The organism is Pseudomonas sp. NFPP25, assembly GCF_900116505.1.
Lineage (GTDB): Bacteria > Pseudomonadota > Gammaproteobacteria > Pseudomonadales > Pseudomonadaceae > Aquipseudomonas > Aquipseudomonas protegens.
The window spans coordinates 642,644-663,725 of the sequence record NZ_FPBG01000005.1 but is presented as its reverse complement, the minus strand read 5'-3'; the positions used below and the strand labels follow the sequence as shown (position 1 = coordinate 663,725).

The 21,082-nt window shown below is 64.6% G+C and carries 20 protein-coding genes; 12 read left to right on the top strand and 8 right to left on the bottom strand.

Annotated features, from left to right (window positions below):
* Positions 1-3: 3 nt before the first annotated feature.
* Positions 4-453 (bottom strand): DMT family transporter, encoded by a 450-nt coding sequence (locus BM382_RS22915; RefSeq protein ID WP_011059072.1) that lies wholly within the window; start codon positions 451-453, stop codon positions 4-6.
* A gap of 416 nt (positions 454-869) precedes the next feature.
* Here BM382_RS22915 and BM382_RS22910 point away from each other — a divergent pair, with 416 nt between their 5' ends.
* Together BM382_RS22910 and BM382_RS22905 are read left to right on the top strand one after the other, a co-directional pair.
* Complete coding sequence (locus BM382_RS22910) at positions 870-2,489, top strand: collagen-like triple helix repeat-containing protein (protein WP_053148892.1); 1,620 nt, start codon at positions 870-872, stop codon at positions 2,487-2,489.
* A gap of 191 nt (positions 2,490-2,680) precedes the next feature.
* Positions 2,681-4,357 (top strand): ShlB/FhaC/HecB family hemolysin secretion/activation protein, encoded by a 1,677-nt coding sequence (locus BM382_RS22905; protein ID WP_011059070.1) that lies wholly within the window; start codon positions 2,681-2,683, stop codon positions 4,355-4,357.
* Between the two features lie 75 nt (positions 4,358-4,432).
* Here BM382_RS22905 and BM382_RS22900 read toward each other — a convergent pair whose 3' ends face one another.
* Complete coding sequence (locus BM382_RS22900; RefSeq protein WP_011059069.1) at positions 4,433-4,843, bottom strand: response regulator; 411 nt, start codon at positions 4,841-4,843, stop codon at positions 4,433-4,435.
* Between the two features lie 182 nt (positions 4,844-5,025).
* Positions 5,026-5,232, bottom strand: a complete 207-nt coding sequence (locus tag BM382_RS22895; protein WP_011059068.1) for a Flp family type IVb pilin — start codon at positions 5,230-5,232, stop codon at positions 5,026-5,028.
* Positions 5,233-5,559: 327 nt separating this feature from the next.
* Here BM382_RS22895 and cpaB point away from each other — a divergent pair, with 327 nt between their 5' ends.
* The 8 genes from cpaB to BM382_RS22855 are packed head-to-tail and all read left to right on the top strand — an operon-like array spanning position 5,560 to position 13,022.
* Entirely contained in the window at positions 5,560-6,495 is a 936-nt protein-coding gene (gene cpaB / locus BM382_RS22890) for a Flp pilus assembly protein CpaB (RefSeq protein ID WP_011059067.1), read from the top strand.
* Positions 6,496-6,514: 19 nt separating this feature from the next.
* Complete coding sequence (locus tag BM382_RS22885; protein ID WP_011059066.1) at positions 6,515-7,768, top strand: type II and III secretion system protein family protein; 1,254 nt, start codon at positions 6,515-6,517, stop codon at positions 7,766-7,768.
* Positions 7,765-8,952 carry a CpaE/TadZ family protein gene (locus BM382_RS22880; protein WP_011059065.1) on the top strand — a complete coding sequence of 396 codons (1,188 nt, stop codon included), beginning with the start codon at positions 7,765-7,767 and terminating at the stop codon, positions 8,950-8,952. Before BM382_RS22885 ends, BM382_RS22880 begins: the two co-directional genes overlap by 4 nt.
* Positions 8,949-10,223 (top strand): TadA family conjugal transfer-associated ATPase, encoded by a 1,275-nt coding sequence (locus BM382_RS22875; RefSeq protein ID WP_072443995.1) that lies wholly within the window; start codon positions 8,949-8,951, stop codon positions 10,221-10,223. Before BM382_RS22880 ends, BM382_RS22875 begins: the two co-directional genes overlap by 4 nt.
* A 16-nt stretch (positions 10,224-10,239) precedes the next feature.
* Positions 10,240-11,121 carry a type II secretion system F family protein gene (locus BM382_RS22870; protein WP_011059063.1) on the top strand — a complete coding sequence of 294 codons (882 nt, stop codon included), beginning with the start codon at positions 10,240-10,242 and terminating at the stop codon, positions 11,119-11,121.
* 1 nt (position 11,122) lies between these two features.
* Positions 11,123-12,007, top strand: a complete 885-nt coding sequence (locus BM382_RS22865; RefSeq protein ID WP_011059062.1) for a type II secretion system F family protein — start codon at positions 11,123-11,125, stop codon at positions 12,005-12,007.
* 11 nt (positions 12,008-12,018) lie between these two features.
* Positions 12,019-12,753 (top strand): tetratricopeptide repeat protein, encoded by a 735-nt coding sequence (locus BM382_RS22860; RefSeq protein WP_072443993.1) that lies wholly within the window; start codon positions 12,019-12,021, stop codon positions 12,751-12,753.
* Complete coding sequence (locus BM382_RS22855) at positions 12,753-13,022, top strand: DUF3613 domain-containing protein (RefSeq protein ID WP_041774050.1); 270 nt, start codon at positions 12,753-12,755, stop codon at positions 13,020-13,022. The genes BM382_RS22860 and BM382_RS22855 overlap by 1 nt, the downstream gene beginning before the upstream one ends.
* A 43-nt stretch (positions 13,023-13,065) precedes the next feature.
* Here the strand turns inward: BM382_RS22855 and BM382_RS22850 are convergent, their stop codons facing one another.
* Together BM382_RS22850 and BM382_RS22845 are read right to left on the bottom strand one after the other, a co-directional pair.
* Positions 13,066-13,857, bottom strand: a complete 792-nt coding sequence (locus BM382_RS22850) for a response regulator transcription factor (protein ID WP_011059059.1) — start codon at positions 13,855-13,857, stop codon at positions 13,066-13,068.
* 126 nt (positions 13,858-13,983) lie between these two features.
* On the bottom strand, positions 13,984-14,451 hold the full coding sequence (locus BM382_RS22845) for an A24 family peptidase (RefSeq protein ID WP_072443991.1): 468 nt from the start codon (positions 14,449-14,451) through the stop codon (positions 13,984-13,986).
* 74 nt (positions 14,452-14,525) lie between these two features.
* Between BM382_RS22845 and BM382_RS22840 the strand changes: the two genes are divergently transcribed.
* Positions 14,526-14,963 carry a TadE/TadG family type IV pilus assembly protein gene (locus BM382_RS22840; protein WP_011059057.1) on the top strand — a complete coding sequence of 146 codons (438 nt, stop codon included), beginning with the start codon at positions 14,526-14,528 and terminating at the stop codon, positions 14,961-14,963.
* The gene (locus BM382_RS22835) at positions 14,960-17,728 is read left to right on the top strand and encodes a PAS domain-containing sensor histidine kinase (protein ID WP_072443989.1); all 2,769 of its coding nucleotides are present in this window, start codon (positions 14,960-14,962) and stop codon (positions 17,726-17,728) included. The genes BM382_RS22840 and BM382_RS22835 overlap by 4 nt, the downstream gene beginning before the upstream one ends.
* On the opposite strand, the gene BM382_RS22830 is transcribed toward BM382_RS22835, so the two are convergent.
* The 3 genes from BM382_RS22830 to BM382_RS22820 form a co-directional block, all read right to left on the bottom strand.
* Positions 17,713-19,707 (bottom strand): pilus assembly protein TadG-related protein, encoded by a 1,995-nt coding sequence (locus tag BM382_RS22830; protein ID WP_072443987.1) that lies wholly within the window; start codon positions 19,705-19,707, stop codon positions 17,713-17,715. The two genes, BM382_RS22835 and BM382_RS22830, sit on opposite strands and share 16 nt — an antisense overlap.
* 159 nt (positions 19,708-19,866) lie before the next feature.
* Positions 19,867-20,424: a DUF4136 domain-containing protein gene (locus tag BM382_RS22825; RefSeq protein ID WP_011059054.1), complete on the bottom strand. Its 558-nt coding sequence runs from the start codon at positions 20,422-20,424 to the stop codon at positions 19,867-19,869.
* Positions 20,425-20,462: 38 nt separating this feature from the next.
* On the bottom strand, positions 20,463-21,071 hold the full coding sequence (locus tag BM382_RS22820; protein ID WP_019095460.1) for a DUF4136 domain-containing protein: 609 nt from the start codon (positions 21,069-21,071) through the stop codon (positions 20,463-20,465).
* Positions 21,072-21,082: the final 11 nt, after the last annotated feature.

Sequence of the window (21,082 nt, the reverse complement as noted above, 5' to 3'; positions counted from 1 at the left end):
GCCTCAGCCCCGGCGGATCAGCACCACCCCGACGACGATCAGCAGCAATCCGGCAATCTTGCCGAGGCTGACCGGCGCTTCCCGAAACCCTACCCAGCCAAAGTGGTCCAGCGCCAGAGCCATGCTCAACTGGCCGGCCAGCACCAGCGACATGAACAGCAGGGCGCCGACCCGCGGCCCGGCAAAGGCGGCCGTGGTAATGAAGAACGCCCCCAGCAGGCCGCCGCACCAATGCCACCAGGTCAGGCCCTTGAGGGCACCCAGGGTCGGCATTTCGCGCTGCAGCACCACCAGCACCAGCAGCGCCGCGGTGCCGACGAAAAAAGAGATCAGGGCCGCAGCCAGCACCCCGCCGACCTGCTTGGCCAGTTGACCGTTGATTCCGGCTTGCAGGGCGAGAAAGGCTCCGGCAACAAACGGCAGGCACAGCAGCCACCAGACAGGCGTCAGCATATTGAGCTCCAGAGAGTTTTGGGCGGCGCAGTATAAACCAGGCCACCATCCCATCCCCCTGCCAGCCATTAAACGCCAGCGAAAAAGTGCAAGTACCGCGAGCTCAGCACAAAAACTGCCTATTAATTGTGTATATATAACTTTAGTTGAACGAGCACTTTTCAAGGACACTACAAAACATCAAATCATTGTTTTAAAACAATTCATCACACACTAGGAGCGCCAACCAATACTTTGAGACTAGCTACTTGTAAATCAATTAACCGAACAAAATAAGTCATTAATACCAAGTTCATAATTGTTCAATTTATTCCCTGCGCCTTTTATGTAGACAACGGACGAAGGTATCTCCAGCGCAAGAACTGGAGAGCTATCGAAAACAACGAACGTTGTAACAGGTGCAAGGAATACCAGACATGAAAACTCAATTCGGATGGAAAGCGTTAACGGCAATAACCATGATCCTGACCCTCAGCCTGGCAGGCTGCAGCGGCGGTGGTGGCGGTCATAAAAGTGGTGGCAGCAGTTCGCCAGCCAGTGCCAGCGGCGGTACTGACGGCACCGGTGGCACTGGTGGCGGCACCGGCGGAACAGGAGGCACTGGAGGTGGCACTGGTGGTACCGGTGGAGGCACAGGCGGTACCGGCGGCACTGGCGGAGGCACAGGTGGCACAGGTGGAACTGGCGGCACCGGAGGAACTGGCGGTACCACCACTCCCCTGACGACCAGCAGCCTGGTCTCGGATCTGGGTACCACCCTCAGTGGCGTCGGTACCGGTGTCAGCGGCCTGGGCACTTCCCTGGCCACCGTACCCGTGGTTGGAGGCGTGGTACAAAGCGCCGTCAACACCACCGGCAACGTGGTGGACACCGTCGGTGACGGCCTGACCAACGGCCTCGGCACTTTGGGCACCGATCCCAAGGCCCTGAGCAAGACCACCGCCACCGTCGGCAACGTGGTCAGCGATGTGGGTACCGGGGTCACCGACCTCAGCGGCAAACTGGCAACCACCACCCAGAGCGTTCCGGTAGTGGGTGGCCTGGTGACCAGGGTGGCTCCGGTAGTCGGCGGCGTAGGCACCCGGGTGACCATGCTCGGTAATACCCTGAGCACCGTCACCAGCAGCGGACCTCTGGGAACACTGACCGACAATGTCGGCGACAAGGTACTGGTTCCAGTGGTCAGCCTGGCGGAAGACGTGACCGGCAATATCGGCGGCGCCACCGGTCTTGGTTCCCCTGTAAAAGGTCTGCTCAATGGCGTAGCTCAGGCCGTGGACAGCACCGGTAACAAGATCACTGACGCTGGCAACGGCAACCCTGTAACAAATCTGTTGGGCAACACCCTGAGCAACGCAAGTACGGCCGTGGGCACTGCCGGCGGTTATGTGAGCAACTCGGGTAGCGGAACCGGGAATGGCAGTGGCCTCGGCGGCAACAACGGCCTGCTGGAAACTGTCGGCGGTGCAGTGGCCAACTTGAGCAACGGCCTGAATGCCGGCAATACCAACGGTACCGTTAGCGCAGGCGGGGTCACCGGAGCGGCAGCCGGCAACCTGATCGCCTCGGTAGGCGGCGCTCTGGGCGGCAGCGGTACCCCTAACCTGGTAGTCACTGCACCATTGGCCAGCGTCGGAGTGAGCCTGGGCTCGGCATTGAACCCCGTCACCAGTTCGGTTGCCGGCCTGACTCAGCAAGTAGGTGCAGCTACCGGCCTGGGTAGCCCGACCAGCAGTCTTCTGGGCCAGGTGGGCGGCGCAGTCAGCAACGTAGGCGCGGGCGTGGCCAGCAATAGTGGCGCCAATCCGATAGGTACCGCCTTGGGCGGCACCCTTGGAGCCGTGGGCAACACCGTGGCTTCGGTTGGCGGCCTGGTCAACGGCGGCACAGCGCCCAGTGGCGGCTTGCTCGGTGGCCTTGGCGTAGGCGCCAACGCCAGCGCCAGTGGCAGCGCCTCTGCCGGTGCGGGCCTCAATGGCGGCCTGGGTGGCGTGCTCGGCGGCCTGACCGGCGCCCTGGGCGGCAACAAGAAATAATTTGCACCTGGCCGATTCGACGGCCTCACCTGCAGCGCCTACGCTTGGTTGAGGGCGAGAGATTCCCATGAGTCTCTCGCCTTTTTGTTTATCCAGAGACAAGCATCCAGAGCCAGATCGTGGCCAAGACCCGAGCGGCAACTGGAGCCAGGAACTTTCTACACCGCTGCGGCTCGACCATGGAGTGTCCTATGCGCACGTTGGCCAGTTTGTTGTTAGTTGGATGCTGTACCTCCGTTTACGCCGACTCCCTTCCGCGCTTTCTCAACAGCAATGACAGCATCAACAACCTGCCCCAACCCAACCTGCCGGTGGATGCCTACCGCCCGGCAACCCCGCAACCGCAACTGCCCGAGCAACCCACTGCGCCGCAAGGCCAGCAGCCGCTGATGATGGGCACCAAGGTCACGGTGCGCCAGGTGCAGATCGAGGGCGGCACGGTCTACCCCCTGGAAGAACTGGCAGCGATCTACCAGCCACTGATCGGCCACGAGGCCAGCTTCGGCCAGTTGATCGAAGCCACGCGCAGCATTACCCGGCGCTATCAGAAGGACGGCTACCTGCTGTCCTACGCCTTCATGCCACAGCAGAACTTCGACCAGGGCGTGCTGCGGGTAGTGCTCGTGGAAGGCTACATCCGGGACTACCAGCTGCAGGGCGACATCGGCCCGGTATCCGCCTACCTGGACAAACTGGTGAGCAAACTCAAGGCCGAGCGCCCGCTGACCCGCAAGACCTTCGAACGCTACACCACACTGATGAGCAAGGTTCCCGGGGTCACCCTGCAGGCGGTAGTGCCGCCACCGGGCACTACCGACGGCGCAACCCAACTGGTGGCCGTGGCCAGCCGCAAGGCCATCGCCACCACCCTCAACAGCACCGACGACAACCGCAACGGCCTGCAGGCCCTGGTGGGCATCACCAGCAACTCGCAGACCGCCTGGGGCGAACAGCTCAGCCTCAGCGGGCTGTTCCCGCCGGGCCACGACAAGGAACACTACTACCGCCTGGACTACAGCCAGTTGCTGGGTTCGGAAGGCACGCAACTGAGCCTCTATGGCGCCCGCTACCGCGCCGACCCACGGAGCAACGTGCAGCTGGACAACGGGATCGAGCTGGAGCCCCATCGGGAGAACGACCGCTTTTCCATCGGCGTCAGCCACCCTTTCATCGCCTCGCCCAATGAAATGCTCACCGCCGGCACACGCCTGTATGCGGTAAATGACAAGACCCGTTACCGGGTCAGCAACAGCCCGCTGACCCTGGAAGAAAAAACCGACATCCGCGCCCTGGCGCTTGAGGCGGACTGGAGCAAGTCCGATCCGCGCCAACTGCGGATTCTCAGCGCCGGCCTGTATCGGGGCCTGGACAGCATGGGCGCCGAGACCAACAACAGCCTCTACGATCTGGATTTCTTCCGCCTGCGCCTGGCCGGGGTACAGAGCGATCGTTTCCTGGACAATTGGCAAGGCGTGCTTTCCGCCGCCTGGTACTGGAGCAACGACAACCTGCCCGACAGCGAGCGGGCGTCCTTTGGCGGGCAGAACTTCGCTCGCGGCTACCCCGATGACCAGGCGACCGGGGACAAGGGCTGGGGCGTGGCCTACGAAGTGAACTACAGTTTCAACCGCGAGGGGCCCTGGGTGCGTGTGCTGCAGCCCTATGTGGTGCTGGACCGCTCCAAGACCTGGTTCAACCAGCTGCCGGTCAGGGGCAGCAGCCTGTCATCCGCCGCGGTCGGTTTGCGTTTCGGTGATGCCAAGCACTACAACATCGCCCTGGAAGCGGCCAAGCCAATGTCCGATGAAGCCCTCGACACCTACAACCGCAAGCCACGCTATACCTTGAGCTTCAGCTATCAACTTTGAGCATCCGGATGACTGAGACCCGCTTTCGAGCGGGTCTTTTTTTGCCGCCAGGACAGCACCGGCCAAACCCTGGGGTCAGGGGCCAACGATATGCAGCCGGGGTTCGGGAAACAGATTGTTGAGGGTTTCCAGCAGGCGCACGTGGTAGATCGGCTTGCGAAACAGGTCCAGGACCTGCAGCCGCAGCAGGTCGCTGACGTCATCCATGTCGGCATGCCCCGACATGACGATCACCGGCAGGTGCTGGCGCGCGGTGTGCTCGCGCAGGCGCTTGATCAGCGACAGGCCGCTTTCCTCGGGCATGCGCAGGTCAGTGATTACCAGGGCGATATCCGGATGCCGGGTGAGGTGGTCCAGGGCAAGTTTCACCGAGGTGGCAGTGAAGCAGCAGAAACCCTCGCCTTCGAGCAGTTCGGCAAGCTCCAGCAATGCATCCTCTTCGTCATCGACCAGAAGAAGTTGCTGACGTGAGGATGGGGAAGTCATGGACGGTACCCTGGTGTGAACTTCATGCAAGTAGGTGAACGCAGCCAATGCACAGCCGGCCGGGCGCAACCCAACCATCAGCAGGCCTTTGGTTAGGCAAACCGCAGGCCTGCACGAGACCCGGAGGGCTGGAAGGTCGGGCGATCACAGCCCAGCGGCTGCTCAGCTGGGCCCCTCCATGCTCAAGGGGTAGGACGGGTGACGGTGGTGCCTCCGAGGTTAGTCAGGATGTTGTTGAAAATGGCCAGAACACGATCGCCCAGGGGGGTGACGAACGCCACGACCACAACGGCCACCATGGCCACGACAATGGCGTACTCGATGGCGGATGCGCCTTCGGTGCGGTCAAAAAACTGGCGCGCCCTGAGCAACAAGTATTGGAAAATCATCCTAGCTCTCCTTGCGCCGCAAGGCGCCGTTGGAACAGCACCGGGCAAATTCCCCGGTGCCACCTGAGCATTGTCAACAAAGACCGGCCCAGCAACTGTAAGAACTGATTAGTCAGTAAGTATTAATTGGAAGGTAGGTGCCAAAAAACCTGCCCATGTGGACAGACTCATACCTTTGTTAGCTATTTTTGGATGAGTTAATGGCATTTCGTCCTAGCTCTACTACCTTCACATAGCGAAATAGTTGCATGTTCATAGCTGCCTGATTGCGAAATTAACTCGTTTGGAATCACGGGCTGGTAGTGCAGCAGGAAAGGGAGAGCCTTCATGAACAGTCGCCTCACCATGGGTCTGGCCGGACTTCTTCTGGTAGGTGCGGTGTTTTTCGGTTACTGGGGCCTGGTTCTCAGTCGTAAACCCGAACCAGCACCACCGGTTCAACCCGTGGCGCCCAGTGTCGTCGAACCAACCACCACCAGCGCAGAAGACCAGACCCGCCAACCGGTGGTCGTGCTGGTGCGCGATGTGCCGCCCTTCGTGCCCCTCGCCGCCGACGATCTGGCGCTGGAAAAACTGCGTACCGCGCCGGCCGGCAGCCTCAGCGCCATCAGCCAGGCGGTGGGCCGTACACCCTGGCGGCAGTTGAATGCCGGCACCTGGCTCAATGAGCAGAGCTTCAGTACCGGCGGTGCCCTGGCGCGGATGATTCACAGTGACGAACGAGCCCTGGCGGTCGCGGTCGACGAGGTGATCGGCGCCGCCGGGCAACTGAGCCCGGGGGACTATGTCGATGTCGTGCTGTTCCTGCGCCAGGACACCAGCAACCCGCAGCAGTCGGCACAGATCGCCGTACCCGCCATGCGCGTGCTGGCTGTGGGCGAACAGCTGGGCCTGGCCAATGACGGGCAGCCCGCCTCCCCCGGGTTGAGCAACGAAGAAAAGCTCAAGCAGGACCAGCGCCGGCTGAATGCGCGCACGGTGGTCCTGGCCGTCCCCGAACAGCTCTTGAGCCGGCTGATGCTCGCCACCCAGGTCGGAGTGCTGCGCCTGGCCGTGCGCAGCAGCGAGGAACAGCGCCTGGCCCATTACTGGGCCGGCAACGAAGAAGCCCGCGAGCACCTCGATGCCGCCAACAGCAACCTGTTCCAGTTCACCCAACTTGCCCTGGGCAGCGCCCCGCGCGCACCGGCCGCCCAAGGTGGCGCCGCACGGTCGGCGGTGGAAGTGATCCGGGGCAACCAAGTCACTCAACAAACTCCCTGATTGAGCAAGGATGCACTACATGCGCAGTCGTTCCATGCCACTGTTCTCCGCACTGCTGACCCTGAGCCTGGGCCCGCTGCTCTGCACCCAGGCCCTGGCTGCGGCGGTGGCAGGCTGTTCGAGCCTGGCACCGTTGCCCGCAGCGCTGGAGATCGGCGAAGGCTTGCAGCAGGAGCTGCAATCTGCTGTGGCCATCACCCGCCTGGCGGTGGGCGACCCGAAGATCGCGGACGTCCAGACCACCGGCAACAAAGCCTTCCTGCTCACCGGCATGGCGCCCGGCGCCACCAGCCTGATGGTCTGGACCGCCTGTGCCAGTACCCCACGCCAGAGCATGGTGTTTGTCCAGGGCCGGGCCACCGCCGACATGAGCACCGGCCGCCTGCCGGCCAGTGACGATCCACTGCTGCCCAGCCAGGTGCAGACCGACATCCGTTTTGTCGAAGTCAGCCGCACCAAGCTCAAGGAGGCCAGCGTTTCGATCTTCGGCCGCGGGCACAACTTCCTGTTCGGCGCGCCCGGCACCGCCCCCGTCACCGGTGGCACCTCCGGCAGCGTGACCCCGACCTTCGGCGGCCGCCGGACCAACATCCCGCTGGACAACGGCACCTTCAACATCGGCTTCGGCAACGGCCGGGTGCTGACCCTGATCAACGCCCTGGAAGGCAGCGGCTTCGCCTATACCCTGGCAAGGCCTTCCCTGGTGGCCCTCAGCGGCCAGAGCGCAAGCTTCCTGGCCGGGGGCGAAATCCCCATCCCGGTGCCCAGCACTGGCAGCAACAGCGTGACCATCGAATACAAGGAGTTCGGTATCCGCCTGACCCTCACGCCCACTATCGTCGATCGCGGGCGTATCTCCCTTAAGGTTGCCCCGGAGGTCAGCGAACTGGACTACAGCAACGCCGTGACCATCGCCGGGACCCAAGTCCCGGCGCTGACCGTACGCCGCACCGATACCAGCATTTCCCTGGCCGACGGCGAAAGCTTCGTCATCAGCGGCCTGATCAGCACCAACAACAGCTCTCAAGTGAACAAGTTTCCAGGGCTGGGGGACATTCCGGTGCTCGGTGCCTTCTTTCGCGACACCACGATCAATCGCGAAGAGCGTGAACTGCTGATGGTAGTGACTCCGCACCTGGTCCAGCCCCTGGCCGCGGACGCCAAGCTGCCGGCCCTGCCCGGCGAACGGCTGCGCAACTACGACCCGAACTTCTACCGCATGTTCTTCCTCGAGAACGGCAACTTCGACAAGCGCAGCGGGTTGTCGCAATGAACCAGGACCTGAGCCAGACGTTTCTCGCCATCACCCGCAACAGCACCGACCTGGAGTGGCTGCAAGGCGCCCTGGCGCCCCTGGGCCAGGTCGTGGGTGCCGATGGCAGTCTCGACGAACTGCTGGCACTGGTGGATGTGACCTTCGCCAACCTGGTGTTCGTCGGCCTCGATCGCGAACACGTGGTGGCCCAGGCGGCCCTGATCGAAGGCGCCCTGGAGGCCAAGCCGATGCTGGCGATCGTCGCCCTCGGTGATGGCATGGACAACCAGCTGGTGCTCAATGCCATGCGCGCCGGCGCCCGCGACTTCGTCGCCTACGGCTCGCGCTCCAGTGAAGTCGCCGGGCTGGTCCGGCGTCTGAGCAAACGCCTGCCGGCAGTGACACCCAACACGCAACTGGGCGGCCTGACCGTGCTCTATGGCGCCCAGGGCGATGGCGACGGCGCCCTCCTGGCCAGCCACCTGGCGCTGGTGGTGCAAAAGAGCGGCCAGCAGACCCTGCTGCTGGACCTGGGCCTGCCCCGGGGCGACAGCCTGGCGCTGCTGGGCCTGGAAAGCTCGTTCCACTTCGGCGACGCCCTGCGCCACCTGCGGCGCCTGGATGCCACGCTGATCGACAGCGCCTTCACCAGCGCCGAGGCGGGCCTGCGGATCCTCGCCTACGCCAGCCACGACGCGCCTCTGGAGCACACCAGCGCGGCGGAGCTGTACATGCTCCTCAGTGCCTTGCGCCAGCACTTCCAGCACATTGTGGTGAACCTTGTCGGCCAGCCGGACAGCGAGGCCCTGCGTACCTTCGTCAGCCATTGCGACAAGCTGCTGTGGTGCACCGACCAGAACGTGCTCGACTGCCGGCGCAACCTGGCCGTACTCAATCACTGGCGTGAAAAAGGCATGAAACTCGAGCATGCGCGCTTGCTGGTCGACCGCTACCTGCGCACCGTGGCACCGGATTCCGAAACCCTGGGCAAGACCTTCGGCCTGGAGGTGATCGCGGTGCTGGCCTACAGCCCCGAGGTGCGCCTGAACGCCAAGAACCAGGGCGTTACCCTGTTCGAACTGGCCCCGCGCGAGGCCCTGACCCAAAGCCTGCGTACCCTGGGCGAGCGGCTGGCGAAACGCTCCCAGGGCCTGCCCAAGCCCAAGGCCGGCTGGCTCAATCGCATCATGGGGGGCAGATGAGCGGCGAAAAACTCTTTGGCGCCCCACCCCGCGCAGGCGCCGGCAACAGCGACCACGAAGGCCTGAAGCTGGTGCTGCATCGCTACATCATCGATGCCATCGAAGAGTCGGGGAAAAACCTGCTGGAAAGCTCCCGGCAGAACCTCTCGCAATTCGTCACCGACAAGGTCGCGGAGTACATCGCGCGCATGCACCTGGCGATCTCGCGCTATGAAATGGAGCGGCTGGCCGAGGAGATCGTCGACGAGCTGACCGGCTTCGGCCCCCTGGAAGTGCTGTTGCGCGATCAGGCGGTGACCGAGATCCTGGTGAACGGGCCGCATCGGGTGTTCGTCGAACGTGAAGGCGTGCTGCACCAGAGCGACCTGCGCTTCATCGACGCCCACCATGTGGAGCGGGTGATGCAGCGGATTCTCGCGCCCCTGGGCCGACGCCTCGACGAGTCCTCGCCGATGGTCGATGCGCGCCTGCCGGACGGCAGCCGGGTCAACGCGATCATCCCGCCCATCGCCCTGGACGGGCCCTGCCTGTCGATTCGAAAGTTTCGCAAGGACATGCTCAAGAGCAGCGACCTGATTGCCATGCAGACCATCGACCTGGCGATCTTCGAATTCATCCAGGAAGCGGTGGGCAAGCGCTGCAACATCCTGATCAGCGGCGGCACCGGCACCGGCAAGACCACCCTGCTGAACATCCTCAGCCAGTTGATCAACCCCCATGAACGGCTGGTCACCATCGAGGACGTGGCCGAACTGCAGCTGGGCCACCCCCACGTGGTCCGCCTGGAAACCCGCCCGCCCAATGCCGAGGGGCACGGCGAGGTGAAGGCTAGCGACCTGATCCGCAACGCCCTGCGGATGCGTCCGGACCGGATCATCCTCGGCGAGATCCGTGGTGTGGAAGTACTGGACGTGCTGACCGCAATGAACACCGGCCACGACGGCTCCATGAGCACCGTGCACGCCAACAACGCCCAGGATGCCCTGCTGCGCCTGGAAACCCTGGTGGGCCTGACCGGCCGCCAGATCGCCGAGCGCACCCTGCGGCAGATGATCTGCGCCGCCCTGGATGTGGTGATCCAGTTGACCCGGATGCCCGATGGCCGGCGTTGCGTTAGCGAAGTCGTGGAAGTGGTGGGCATACGTGACGACATCTACGTCACCAATACCCTGTTCCGCCTGGATCGTCGTACCGGCTTCGGCTTCCTGCGCGAGGCGATGAACCCTGCGGGTGACAAACTGCGCCGCGAAAGCGGGCTGGGCGTCAATTGAACCGGCGAGGTGGCCCATGATCGGTCTGCTGTTTACCTTGATCTGCCTGCTTCTGCTGGGGCTTTCCGGCTGGCTGTTCTACCACGGCGTGCACAAGACCGAGCGGGAACGAGTGCTCAACCGCCTGGCCGAAGGGCAGCCCGACCTGACGCCGCAACGCACCTCCTGGGGTGGCCTGGAGCGCGCGTTCGCCCGGGCCGGCCTCGGCCAGCCCAGCGAGCGCCTGGGCCTGTGGCTGGCGGTGTGGGTGGTGCTGGTGCTGCTGGGCTATGTGCTGGCGAGCTGGCTCGGCCTGTTGGGCGGCATCCTCCTGCCACCCCTGCTGCTGCGGCTGTATATCGCCTGGCTGTATCAGCGCCGGCTCAAGCGCATGATCGAACAACTGCCGGCCTTGCTCGATCACAGCGTGCGCAGCCTGAAGTCCGGGCGCACCCTGGCGGACGCCGTGCTGGGTGCCATCGAGGCCAGCAACGACCCGCTGAAGAGCGCCATGGGCCGCATCCAGCGCAACGTGCAACTGGGGGTCAACCTGCCGGACGCGGTCAGCGATTTTGCCGAGTTCTACGAGCAGGACGAACTGCGCATGTTCGCCCTGGGCCTGAAGGTCAATCATCGCTACGGCGGCAACGCCAGCGAGTTGCTGGAAAACCTGATCAAGCTGATCCGCGAGCGCGAGCAAGGGGCGCGGCAACTGAGCGCGATGACCGGGGAAACCCGCATGACCGCCTGGGTCCTGGGGACCCTGCCGCTGTTGCTGGTGGGCTACTTCATGCTGACCAACCCGGGCTACATGCTGGGCATGTGGCACGACTCCGCGGGGCAGAAAATGCTGATCACCGCGGTGTGCCTGCAGATCTTCGGCTGCCTGGCCCTTTGGCGCATGTTGAGGAGCATCTGAAATGCTGGTTCTGGCCGCTGCACTGATGTTTCTCGGGGCGTTGCTGCTGCTTGGCAACGGTGTGCTGGAACAGCGCCGGCGCGAGCGCCAGATCGCCCAGCGCTTGCAGGGCAACATGACTCGCGACAGCCGCCTGGGCAACTGGCTGCGACTGCTGGGCGACAGCCGCTTCGGGCAGCGCGCGGTGAGCATGGACAGTGAAACCCAGACCCTGCTCAACCGTCTGGGCTGGCGCCGCGCCAGAGAGCGCTCACTGTTCGCCGCCAGCCAGATCGCCACGCCGGTGCTGGCCGTGTGCCTGGTGATCTTCATCCAGGAAGTGGCCTTTGCCCAGGCCCAGAGCAAGTGGCTGGTACCCATGCTGGCACTCGGTGCCGGCTACCTGCTGCCCAAGCGCGCGCTGGCCTACGCCGCCAAGCGCCGGCAGAAGCACATCGCCCTGGAGATCTCGACCTTCATTCCCCTGCTGCGCATCCTGTTCGAGTCGGGCATGGCAGTGGAACAGGCGTTACGCGTACTGAGCAGCGAAGCGCAAAAGCTGCTGCCGGAACTGACCCAGGAACTGCGCCTGATCCTGGCCCGTGTCGACTCGGGGCTGGAGCTGGGCCATGAACTCAACCAGACCGCCACCCTGCTGGCGGTGGACGAGTTCACCGACACCTGCGTGATTCTCCAGCAACTGATCCTGCAGGGCGGCGGGGCAATGAAATCGCTGCAGGCGCTCAAACAACTGCTGGACGACCGGCGCCTGACCCGCCTGCAGGAATACATCTCGAAAATGTCCGCAAAAATGTCGGTGGTGATGATGCTGTTTCTCTTCCCCGCCCTGTTGATCGTGCTGGCCGGGCCAGGCTTCACCGCCATCGCCCGGGCCTTCGCTTCCTAAGAGGGAACCTGATGAAAGCCATAATTGTCGTTGCCAGCCTGTTGCTGCTCGGAGGATGCGCCAGCAACGGCCAGACGCCCTGGGCGGCCCTGACCAACTCCAGCAGTTGCGCCAAGCTCAGCTCCGAGCAGGAACTGGCAGTGAACCTCGCCGACGAAATGGCCACCGATGGCAAGCTGCACGCCAGCCTGGCCAACCTGCAGAACCTGCCGGACAACCTCGCCGAGGTGCGCGTACGCAAGGCGCGAGTCTATCGGTTGCTGGGCCGCAGTGAGGCCGAACCCTTGTACCGCAGCCTGCTGGGCTCGTGCCTGGCGGCCGAAGGCGAGCACGGCCTGGGGCAGTTGGCGGCGGCCAGGGGCGACAACGGCCAGGCCCAGGCGCACCTGCAACGGGCCGCGCGCCTGGCGCCGACCAATGAAAAAATCCGCAATGACCTGGGGGTGGTCTACCTCAACCAGTTGCGCATCGAGGATGCGCGCTTCGAGTTCCTCACCGCCATCGAGCTCAAGCAGTCCGAGCCTCTGGCGGCCATCAACCTGGTGACCCTGTTGCTCTACCAGGACAACTGGCAGCAGGCCGCGCAAGTGGTCAGCCAGGCGAGCCTGAACCCGCAGCAGTTCGCCCAGGCCCAGGCCCGCGCCGAAGAGCTCAAGGCCCCGACCGCCCCGCGCGCCAAGGTGACCCAGGTCGCCAGTGGCGCTACCACCTTGCAGCCAGACGCCGCACCCGCCAAGGAGCGCTGATGATGAAACTGCCGATGTTCTATTGCACTGCCCTGCTGGCGCTGCCCCTGGCCGCCCAGGCTATCGAGGCCGGCCCTGCTTCGCCCCAGCAACAGGAAACCGAAGCCTGGCTACTGTTGCAGAACCGCAACCTGGCGCCCTCGCCCCAGCCTCAGACGGCCACGCCCACCGAACGCGAGCTGGCGCTGCAGCGCTGGCTGAAGAAATACAAATACGAGATCCCGGACCTGTACGACCCGGACGCCGGCGGCAAGGTGGAAACCAAGTAGGAGAAAGCCCGCAACCGGCGGCGAACGGCTCGCCGCCGCAGGCTCAGTGGGCAGTCACCCGCTGGCGCAGCCCGGAATTGCTCGGTGACAGGGCCAGGGCCAGCTGTGTGCGGTTATGCATGTGGGTCAGGCGCAGTACCTGGGAGACATACAGCTTGACGGTGTTTTCGGTGATCCCCAGCTCGCAGGCAATCTGGTAGTTGGTCTGGCCCTTGCCCACCAGTCGGGCCACATCCAGTTGCCGTGGCGACAGCTGGTTGAAGATGGCCGGGATCTCGATGGCATCCCCTTCGCCGGCGCCTTCGCCCCGGGGCTCTTCGCTGCGGCTGGTAGCCGGGCTGCGCCGGACCTTGTCCAGGTCCTGGTACAGGTCATCGATGGATTCGGAAAGAAACTGCAGCTTCTGGTTGAGGTGCCCCAGGTGCAGGTTCTTCTGCCGTTCCTGCAAGGCGACCTCCTGACGCTGCAGGCCTTCGAGGAGTTCGTCCAGGTCGATGGGCTTCTGGTAGTAGTCGGCGATGCCGGCGCGCAGGGCCTTGATCACGTCCTGCTTGTCGGACTGCCCGGTGAGCATGATGGCTTCGAACACCCGCTGCTTGCCGGCCATCCGTTGCAGTTCCTGGACCAGCTGAATGCCGTCCATATCGGGCATGTGCAGATCGCAGAGCACCAGGGAAATTTCCGGGTCCCTGTTGAAGCACTCCAGCGCCTGGCGGCTGGATTGGCAAGGGACACAACGGTAACCGCTGCTTTCGAGGAACTCGCAAAGCTCTTCGACAATCAGGGGCTGATCGTCGACCACGAGCACCTTCATCTGTGAGGTGAGCTTGTTCACGTGCTACTCCGTGCGGGCCAATCGCCGATTGGCCACTCCTGTGCTGCCACGCATGATCCGGGCAGCCACGACTTAAAACCTAGACCTACTTTCCGACTATGTACATAGCATTAATGGGTCCGGCGACTAGTGGATCACGCTCACAGTTAAGACCATTCCAGCCAGGACAAAGGGGGCAAAAGGGTATTTTTTTGACCCCCTCCCAGCGCGCCCTGCCACGGGGGTATCAAGTGCTTGTTTCTGCTGGGGCCAGAGCCTGAGCACAAGCAGCCAGAGCAGGCTGCACAGACCGGCGGCGATGAACGTCCCCAGCAGATACAGGGGGCCGGAGGCCAGCCCCAGGGCCGCCATCAACTTGACGTCGCCGGCGCCCATTCGTCCGCTGGCGTAGCCGGGCAAGGTGAACAGCAACGCCAGCAACAACGCCCAACCGCCCTGGCTCGCGCCGGCCCCCAGCCAGGTCGTGCCGCTCCACAGCAGGTAGACCGTCGCCAAGAGCGCGGCGCCAAGAGTCAAGCCATTGGCAATATGCCGCTGACGCAAATCCTGCAGCGCACAGATTGCCAACCAGACCCACAAAACCCAGAAATGCATCAGCCAGAACGGTCCCTTTTGCCGGAATGGTCCTATGCTCAATGGACATAGTGGTTGTCAGGGTAGACGCACTCATGAAACCGGGCCTCCCTAGAAAGCAGAAAGGCGCTGTGGCGATCGAATTCGCCGCGGTGTTCGTGATCTTTTTCGCGGTGTTCTACGGTCTTGTCAGCTACAGCCTGCCGCTGCTGATGATGCAGTCGTTCCACCAGGCCACTGCCGAAGCGGTGCGGCGCGCGGTGATGGTCGACCCCAATACCCCGAACTACGCCACCACGGTGCAGAACCTCGCCAACAGCGTGGTGCAGACCCAGACCCAGTGGATTCCCCCGCCCTTCAACTTCGCCGCCACCGACTACAGCGCGGTGTACAGCGCCGGGGTGCTGACGGTCTCGGTGAACTACCCCACCAGCAAGCTGAACCAGGTGCTGCCGCGGCTGGTGCTGCCGGGAATCGGCCCGGTACCCAGCCTGCCCACCACCCTGACCGCTAGCTCGAGTCTGCAATTTTGACCTCTGGCGACAAGCTGCTCGGACGTCTACTGGGCCGCCAGGCGCTTCCCGCCGCACAGCCGCACAGCCCGCTGCCGCCCCAGGCGGTGGGCCTGCAACTGGTGCTCGATCAACACGGGCGCATCCTCAGCAGCCACGGCCCGCTGCGCCACAGCCTGATCCAGCTGCCCCCCTCCCGGGAGCCACCGCACCTGCTGGACTACGTATTGCCCGGCAGCGTCCTGGCCCTTGAGGGCGGCCCTGCCGACTGGAGCGGCCAGGTGCTGGACCTGGACCTGCGCGGCGCCGGCGGCCAGCCCCTGCACCTGCGCGGCTGGGTCCAGCGCTGTGGGCAGGAATGGCACCTGCAACTGCTGGATATCGGCGACCTGGTCCAGCAGCGGCAACAGGCCCTGGGGCGCGAGCAGTGCCGGGTGTTTGCCGCCCAGGCCAGCGAACAGTTGCGCCTGTGCAACCTGACCCGCCTGCCGGACGTGCTCCACGACCAACTCACCGACCTGGCCCGCTATTGGCACATTCCCTGTCTCGGCCTGGCCCTGCTCGACGAGCAGGAGCAGGGCTGGGTGATCCACAGCTGCTACAGCGCCCATGACGCCCCGCGCCTGTGGCAGGAAGGCCAGGCCCTGGGGGCCGGCCTGGACAGCCTGAGCGGCAACACCCCGCAGCACCTGAACCAGATCCAGGGCCTCAACGAACACCCGCGACTGCAAGGCATCTTCGGCCATCGCGAAGGCTTCCTGGTGCCGTACCGGGATGATCACGGCGTCGCCGCCTGGCTCTTGTGCGGCTGCTACGCGGTCCAGCAGCATGCCCCGTACCTGCTGGATCGCGACTGGCTGATGCTCGCCGCAGCCCTCGCCGGGCCCTTGCTCAGTCGCCTGCGAGAGCATCGCCATCACCTGCACCTGGAACGCCTGGAGGCCCTCCAAGGGCTGCTGGGCGCCGGCTGGTGGGAGCTATGCCCGGACACCGCCGAAATACTGCTGGCCAGCCGCCTGGCCGCCAGCCTGCACCTGCCTGAGGATGGCGCTCGCCTGAACGTGCAAGCCTGGCTGGAACTGATTCATCCCGCCGACCGCGGTGAGCTCAGCAGCCGCCTGCAGGAACTGAAACTGGGCAAGCCGCTGCTGCTCAATGTGCGCCTGCACGAGCCCGACCCCAGCGCCCCCCAGCGCTGGTATCGCTTGCAGGGCCAGGCCCTGGGCCGAGGCGAAAGCCAACGCCTGGTGGGTTTCATGCTGGACATCAGCGACATCAAGAACCAACAGCAGCAGGCCGCCGCCGCCCATGCCCGGCTGGACAACCTGATCGCCAGTTCACCGGCGGTGATCTACGTCCAGCGTTACCAGGAAGGCGCCTTGCAGCCGAGCTTTTTCAGCGCCAGCCTGCAACCCCTGCTGGGCTGGAGCCTGGCGGACTGCACGGCGCAGCCCCTGGCGGAGTGGGTGCACCCCGACGACCGCGACCTGTATTTCCAGCGCTGCCGCCAGTTGCTGCGCGAAGGCAGTGTGCATACCCGCTATCGGCTGCGCGATCGCCACGGGGCATACCACTGGGTGCTGGACGAAGCCAAGCTGCTGCGCGACGACCTGGGGTTGCCAGTGGAAGCCGTCGGCCTGTGGCTGGACGTCACCGAGGCAACCCTGGCCGCCGAGCAGGTGCGCCAGAGCGAAGAGCGCTATCGGATCCTGGTGGAAGATTCGCCGGCGATGATCTGCCGCTATCGCCCGGACCTGACCCTGACCTTTGGCAACCGGCCGCTGGCGGCCTACCTGGAATGCGCCCCCGAGGAACTGCCGGGCAGCAACCTGGGGCAGTGGCTGTCCGCCGAACAGCGTGAAGGCTTCGAGCGCCGGCTCAAGCTGTTGAGCCCGGAATATCCCGTGAGCACCGCCGAGATCAACCTGCAATTGCCCGGGCGCGAACATGCCTGGTGGGTGTGGTCGGATCGCGGAGTGTTCGATGAACAGGGGCAACTGCTGGAAATCCAGGCCGTGGGCCGCGACAACACCGAAGTCCGGCGCGCCCAGCAGCAGCTCACGCAAAGCGCGAAAATGGCCACCCTGGGGGAAATGGCCACCGGGCTTGCCCACGAGATCAACCAGCCGCTCAACGTGATGCGCATGGCCATCGTCAACGTGCTCAAGCGCCTGGGCAATGGCGACGTGCAGATCGACTACCTCACCGACAAGCTCAAGCGCATCGACGCCCAGGTCCAGCGTGCGGCCCGGGTGGTGGACCACATGCGGGTGTTCGGCCGACGCTCGGAAGTGGAACAGCAGCCGTTCAACCCGGCCCACGCCATCGAAGGCACCCTCTCGCTGCTGGCCGAAGGCATGCGTGGCAAGGGTCTGGAGTTGCGGATCAGCGAGCTGGGGTTCGAGGTCCAGGTGCTGGGGTTTGTCGACCAGTTGGAGCAGGTATTGATCAACCTGCTGGTCAATGCCCGGGACGCCCTGCTGGGCAAACAGGAAAAGCAGCACGACTTCAAACCCTGGATCGCCGTGTACGGCCAGCGCGACGAGCAGTGGGTACGCCTGTGGGTCGAGGACAATGGTGGCGGCATCGACCCGCGCCTGCTGGAGCGGATCTTCGAGCCGTTCTTCACCACCAAGCCGGTGGGCATCGGCACCGGGCTCGGGCTGTCGGTGAGCTATGGCATCGTGCAGAACATGGGGGGCCGCCTGAGCGTCAGCAACAGCCAGGACGGCGCGCGCTTCTGCATCGAACTGCCGATCGCCGAGGCGGATCAGATCACCAGGTAGGCCTTGCCGGTCTGCCCGCAGGTGAGGTTGGCCCCCACTTCCACGTCCATCAGGTTGATCCCCAGCCCCGACAGCAGGTTATTCAGCAGAGGGTCCAGCAGCGGGCTCAGGAGCCCGGTGATCAACGGCGTGAGCAGGTTGCTGACCCCGCTGATGGCCGAAGCCAGCCCCGTGACAATGGCTCCCAGCGGGTTGTTGTTGACCGGCTTGTAGACGATCAGGTTGATGCCGGCCAGGGTGCCCGCCAGGCTGTTGACGATGTTCGTGGTCGGGGCCGCCGTCTGGTAAGTCGGGGTCTGGTTGACGTTGGGCGGTATCGGAAACGGCGACGCCGAGCTGGAGAACACCAGGTCCTGGGTATTCTGCGCCACGCTGGTGTTGACCATCACCGCGATGCCGCCGCCCGCGTAGTGCACCACCGGGTCGCAGCGCCCCGGCAGGACCAGGAACTGGTAGCAGGTGCGTATGCCCAGGTCCACCAGCGGCAACGGCTTCACCACGGGCTCGGCGGCAGACGAAAAGGCATTGGCCGGGTCGATCTGGCCGACCTTCAAGTCGGCGATGGAACTGATGGCATGGGCGGTCAGGCTCTTGGTCCCGCTGTTGTTCACCGGGCAGCTGTAGTCGGTGACATAGGCAATCGCGCCCCCCGCGTCCAGGCTCAGGTCGATCTCCGATGAGGAGGCGATGGCCGGGTATAGCTGTTCGCACCCCGCCCCCAGCAGGCATAACGCCGAACCCAGGGTCGCCACCAGGTTCAGGCTCAGCAGGCTGTTCAACACCGGGGTCAGCGGCGCCACCAGGTTGCCCACCGCGGTGCTCAACCCGGAAACCAGCGGCAGGGACAGATTGACCCGCACCATGGTCCGTACCTGCGCAGTGCGCACATAGATCCGGTTGGCGCCCATGGGATCGGCCTTGGCCAGCGCCGGATTGCCGATGGCCGACAACTGCGGCGGCTCGATGACCTTGGCCTGCACCGTGATATTGGCCAGCCCCAGCACGTTGATCGGCAAGGTCGCCGCCACCGCGCTGTTGCTGTTGGACAACTGGATCACCGCCTGCAACAGCTGGAACAGTTGCAGGTTGGCATCCAGGGCGGTGCTGGGCAGGCCGGTCTGCAACTGCAGGATATCTCCCAGCTTCAAGGGCGCGGCATTGATCGCGGCAACCTGCAGGTTGCCCAGGGCGGTCAGGATGTCGGCGGTGGCGCCATTGGCCTGGACCACGGTGATCGCCGCCTGGATCAGTTGCGTCACGCTGGTGGTGGTGTTGAGCAACTGGGTGTAATTGCCAGCGGCCACCCCCAGATTGATCGCCAGTTGGTTGAGGTAGCTCAGCAGGTTGATGTTGGTGTTGAGCAAGCCGTTCCAGCCCACCGCGCTGAGGCTCAGGCTGCCCCCCATCATCCCGCCCACCAGTGGGTTGAGAATGCTCGATTGCGCGGTACTGACGGTGCCCAGGGTGCTGCGAATGCTCAACTGCGCCACGGTAGGCGTCGGCGCCGCGGCAACGGCCGTGGCGCTGAGCTGGGTGGTGAGGTTGATCGGCCCCGGTGTGAACAGGGCCGCCACCCCCGATGCCACGCTGATGGGCACGGTATGGGTGGCGATCACCCGTATCGCCACCGCTTGTGCAGGGTTGGCAGTGAAGGTCCGCAGGCCGTTGGCCCCGGTGGTCAGGGAACCGCAGGAAGTGCTCAGGCTACTGCCGGTGGCTACGGTGAAGCCGTTGCGGGTGGCGTTCTGGCCGGCGTAGGCAGCGGCCGTCAGGCCGGCCTGGCAGGTGCCGCCACGGCTGACGGCCTCCAGCGCGGCGTTGTCCGCCACGCGCTGCAACTTGCGCTGTTCCATGTAGAGCCGGCCGCTGTCCACTACCAGCAGCATCAGCAACAACGCCAGGCCGAAGGTCACCGCCGCCATAAGGCCAATGGCCCCGCGCTGACGGGCCGGGCCGTAAAACCGCTTCAGGGGAGACATCGGGGCACTCCTTTACCGGCTCGCAGCCGAGCGCTATCTCCATCGATGAAAGCAGTGTAGTCAAAGGCCGTGGCAGACGCTGGCCGGGGCGCAGGGGCGCCGGACTGGCGGCAGCAGGCAGGGCCGCACACCCTGTGCCGCCCTGCCCGGTCGAAGGTTTCAGTGGGGCGGGTAGTTCTGCAGGATGCGCATCACCGTAGTGCGAACCGCGGCGCTGCGATCTGCCGGGTTGGGCGAGCTGCTGAGCATCTGCTCGTCGCTGCCGCGCCACACCAGCTTGCCGTCCTTGCCGTCCAGCAGGTCGATCTGGATGGTTGCCACCTTATAGGTGATGTTGCGGGTTTCGTTGTACATCGGCCCGCCCCAGTAGCCATTCCACGGGCCGCCCCAACCGCCGCCATAGTTGGTGGTGACCTGCTGCTGGCGGTCCTCGACGATCAGGTACGCCTGCACATTCAGGTCGGCCCGGGCACCGCCCTGGGCCGGACGCAGGCCGCGCTGGTCCAGTTGCTCGGCCACCGCCTGGCGGATGCGCTGTTCGGTCAAGTCGCTCTTGATCCGTGGATCATCCGGGCGGTATTGCAGGGCGGGTTCTTTCCAGTTCCAACTGCGGTAGGCACCAAAGTCCCGGCTGGCGTCGAAGTCATGATTGACCTGGTTGGCGGCGCAGGCACTGAGCAAGGCGGCACACACCAGTAGAGCGATTCGATGGAACATGCTGTTTCTCCGCTTGAAGACAAAAACCGGTGGCGATCCTAACTGGGAGGATAGGCCGCCATTGCCTTTTGCACCGCCTCACGCAAGGCATCGGCCCGCTCGCCGAGGCTGCCGCGGCTGCTGGTCTCGGCGCTGGCGCTCCAGACCGGCTGGCCGCTGGCGCCGTCATACAGGTTGACCCGCACCACCACCACTTCCACCTCGTAGGTGCGCACCACCGGCACGCTGCCGTACATGCCGTAGCCCGGGCCATAACGGTTATAGCCGCCGTAACCGCCATACCCGTAGTCGTCCTGGACCTGGCGCAGGCGCTTTTCCAGGTGCAGGTCGGCGCTGACCCACAGGTCCGCCGGCCGGTTGTCATGCACAGGGCGCAAACCCTGCTGATCCAGGGCATTGCTGACCGCCTCGGCAATCTGCGCCGAGTCGGCCCAGGCCGAACCGCTGGGCAGGCGGCCATTGAGCCAGGCCCAGTTGCGGTAGCGGCCATAGTCCCGTTGCGGCGCCGGGTAGGCGCTGCGGTCAAAGGTGTTGGCCGCTTGCGGCGGGGCCGGCGGCAGCGGGTTGGAGCTGGCGACATAGGGGTTGCTGCCCTGACAGGCGGCAAGCCCCGAACACAGGAGGATCAGACCCAGGCGGTGTTTCATTGCACACTCCG

Bases quoted from the DNA above. Each gene is read 5' to 3' on its own strand.
- BM382_RS22900 (WP_011059069.1), bottom strand. From the start codon at position 4,843: ATGACTTCCCCATCCTCACGTCAGCAACTTCTTCTGGTCGATGACGAA.
- BM382_RS22875 (WP_072443995.1), top strand. From the start codon at position 8,949: ATGAGCGGCGAAAAACTCTTTGGCGCCCCACCCCGCGCAGGCGCCGGC.
- BM382_RS22860 (WP_072443993.1), top strand. From the start codon at position 12,019: ATGAAAGCCATAATTGTCGTTGCCAGCCTGTTGCTGCTCGGAGGATGC.
- BM382_RS22820 (WP_019095460.1), bottom strand. From the start codon at position 21,071: ATGAAACACCGCCTGGGTCTGATCCTCCTGTGTTCGGGGCTTGCCGCC.
- BM382_RS22905 (WP_011059070.1), top strand. From the start codon at position 2,681: ATGCGCACGTTGGCCAGTTTGTTGTTAGTTGGATGCTGTACCTCCGTT.
- BM382_RS22880 (WP_011059065.1), top strand. From the start codon at position 7,765: ATGAACCAGGACCTGAGCCAGACGTTTCTCGCCATCACCCGCAACAGC.
- cpaB (WP_011059067.1), top strand. From the start codon at position 5,560: ATGAACAGTCGCCTCACCATGGGTCTGGCCGGACTTCTTCTGGTAGGT.
- BM382_RS22830 (WP_072443987.1), bottom strand. From the start codon at position 19,707: ATGTCTCCCCTGAAGCGGTTTTACGGCCCGGCCCGTCAGCGCGGGGCC.
- BM382_RS22845 (WP_072443991.1), bottom strand. From the start codon at position 14,451: ATGCATTTCTGGGTTTTGTGGGTCTGGTTGGCAATCTGTGCGCTGCAG.
- BM382_RS22885 (WP_011059066.1), top strand. From the start codon at position 6,515: ATGCGCAGTCGTTCCATGCCACTGTTCTCCGCACTGCTGACCCTGAGC.
- BM382_RS22865 (WP_011059062.1), top strand. From the start codon at position 11,123: ATGCTGGTTCTGGCCGCTGCACTGATGTTTCTCGGGGCGTTGCTGCTG.
- BM382_RS22915 (WP_011059072.1), bottom strand. From the start codon at position 453: ATGCTGACGCCTGTCTGGTGGCTGCTGTGCCTGCCGTTTGTTGCCGGA.
- BM382_RS22825 (WP_011059054.1), bottom strand. From the start codon at position 20,424: ATGTTCCATCGAATCGCTCTACTGGTGTGTGCCGCCTTGCTCAGTGCC.
- BM382_RS22910 (WP_053148892.1), top strand. From the start codon at position 870: ATGAAAACTCAATTCGGATGGAAAGCGTTAACGGCAATAACCATGATC.
- BM382_RS22870 (WP_011059063.1), top strand. From the start codon at position 10,240: ATGATCGGTCTGCTGTTTACCTTGATCTGCCTGCTTCTGCTGGGGCTT.
- BM382_RS22895 (WP_011059068.1), bottom strand. From the start codon at position 5,232: ATGATTTTCCAATACTTGTTGCTCAGGGCGCGCCAGTTTTTTGACCGC.
- BM382_RS22840 (WP_011059057.1), top strand. From the start codon at position 14,526: ATGAAACCGGGCCTCCCTAGAAAGCAGAAAGGCGCTGTGGCGATCGAA.
- BM382_RS22855 (WP_041774050.1), top strand. From the start codon at position 12,753: ATGATGAAACTGCCGATGTTCTATTGCACTGCCCTGCTGGCGCTGCCC.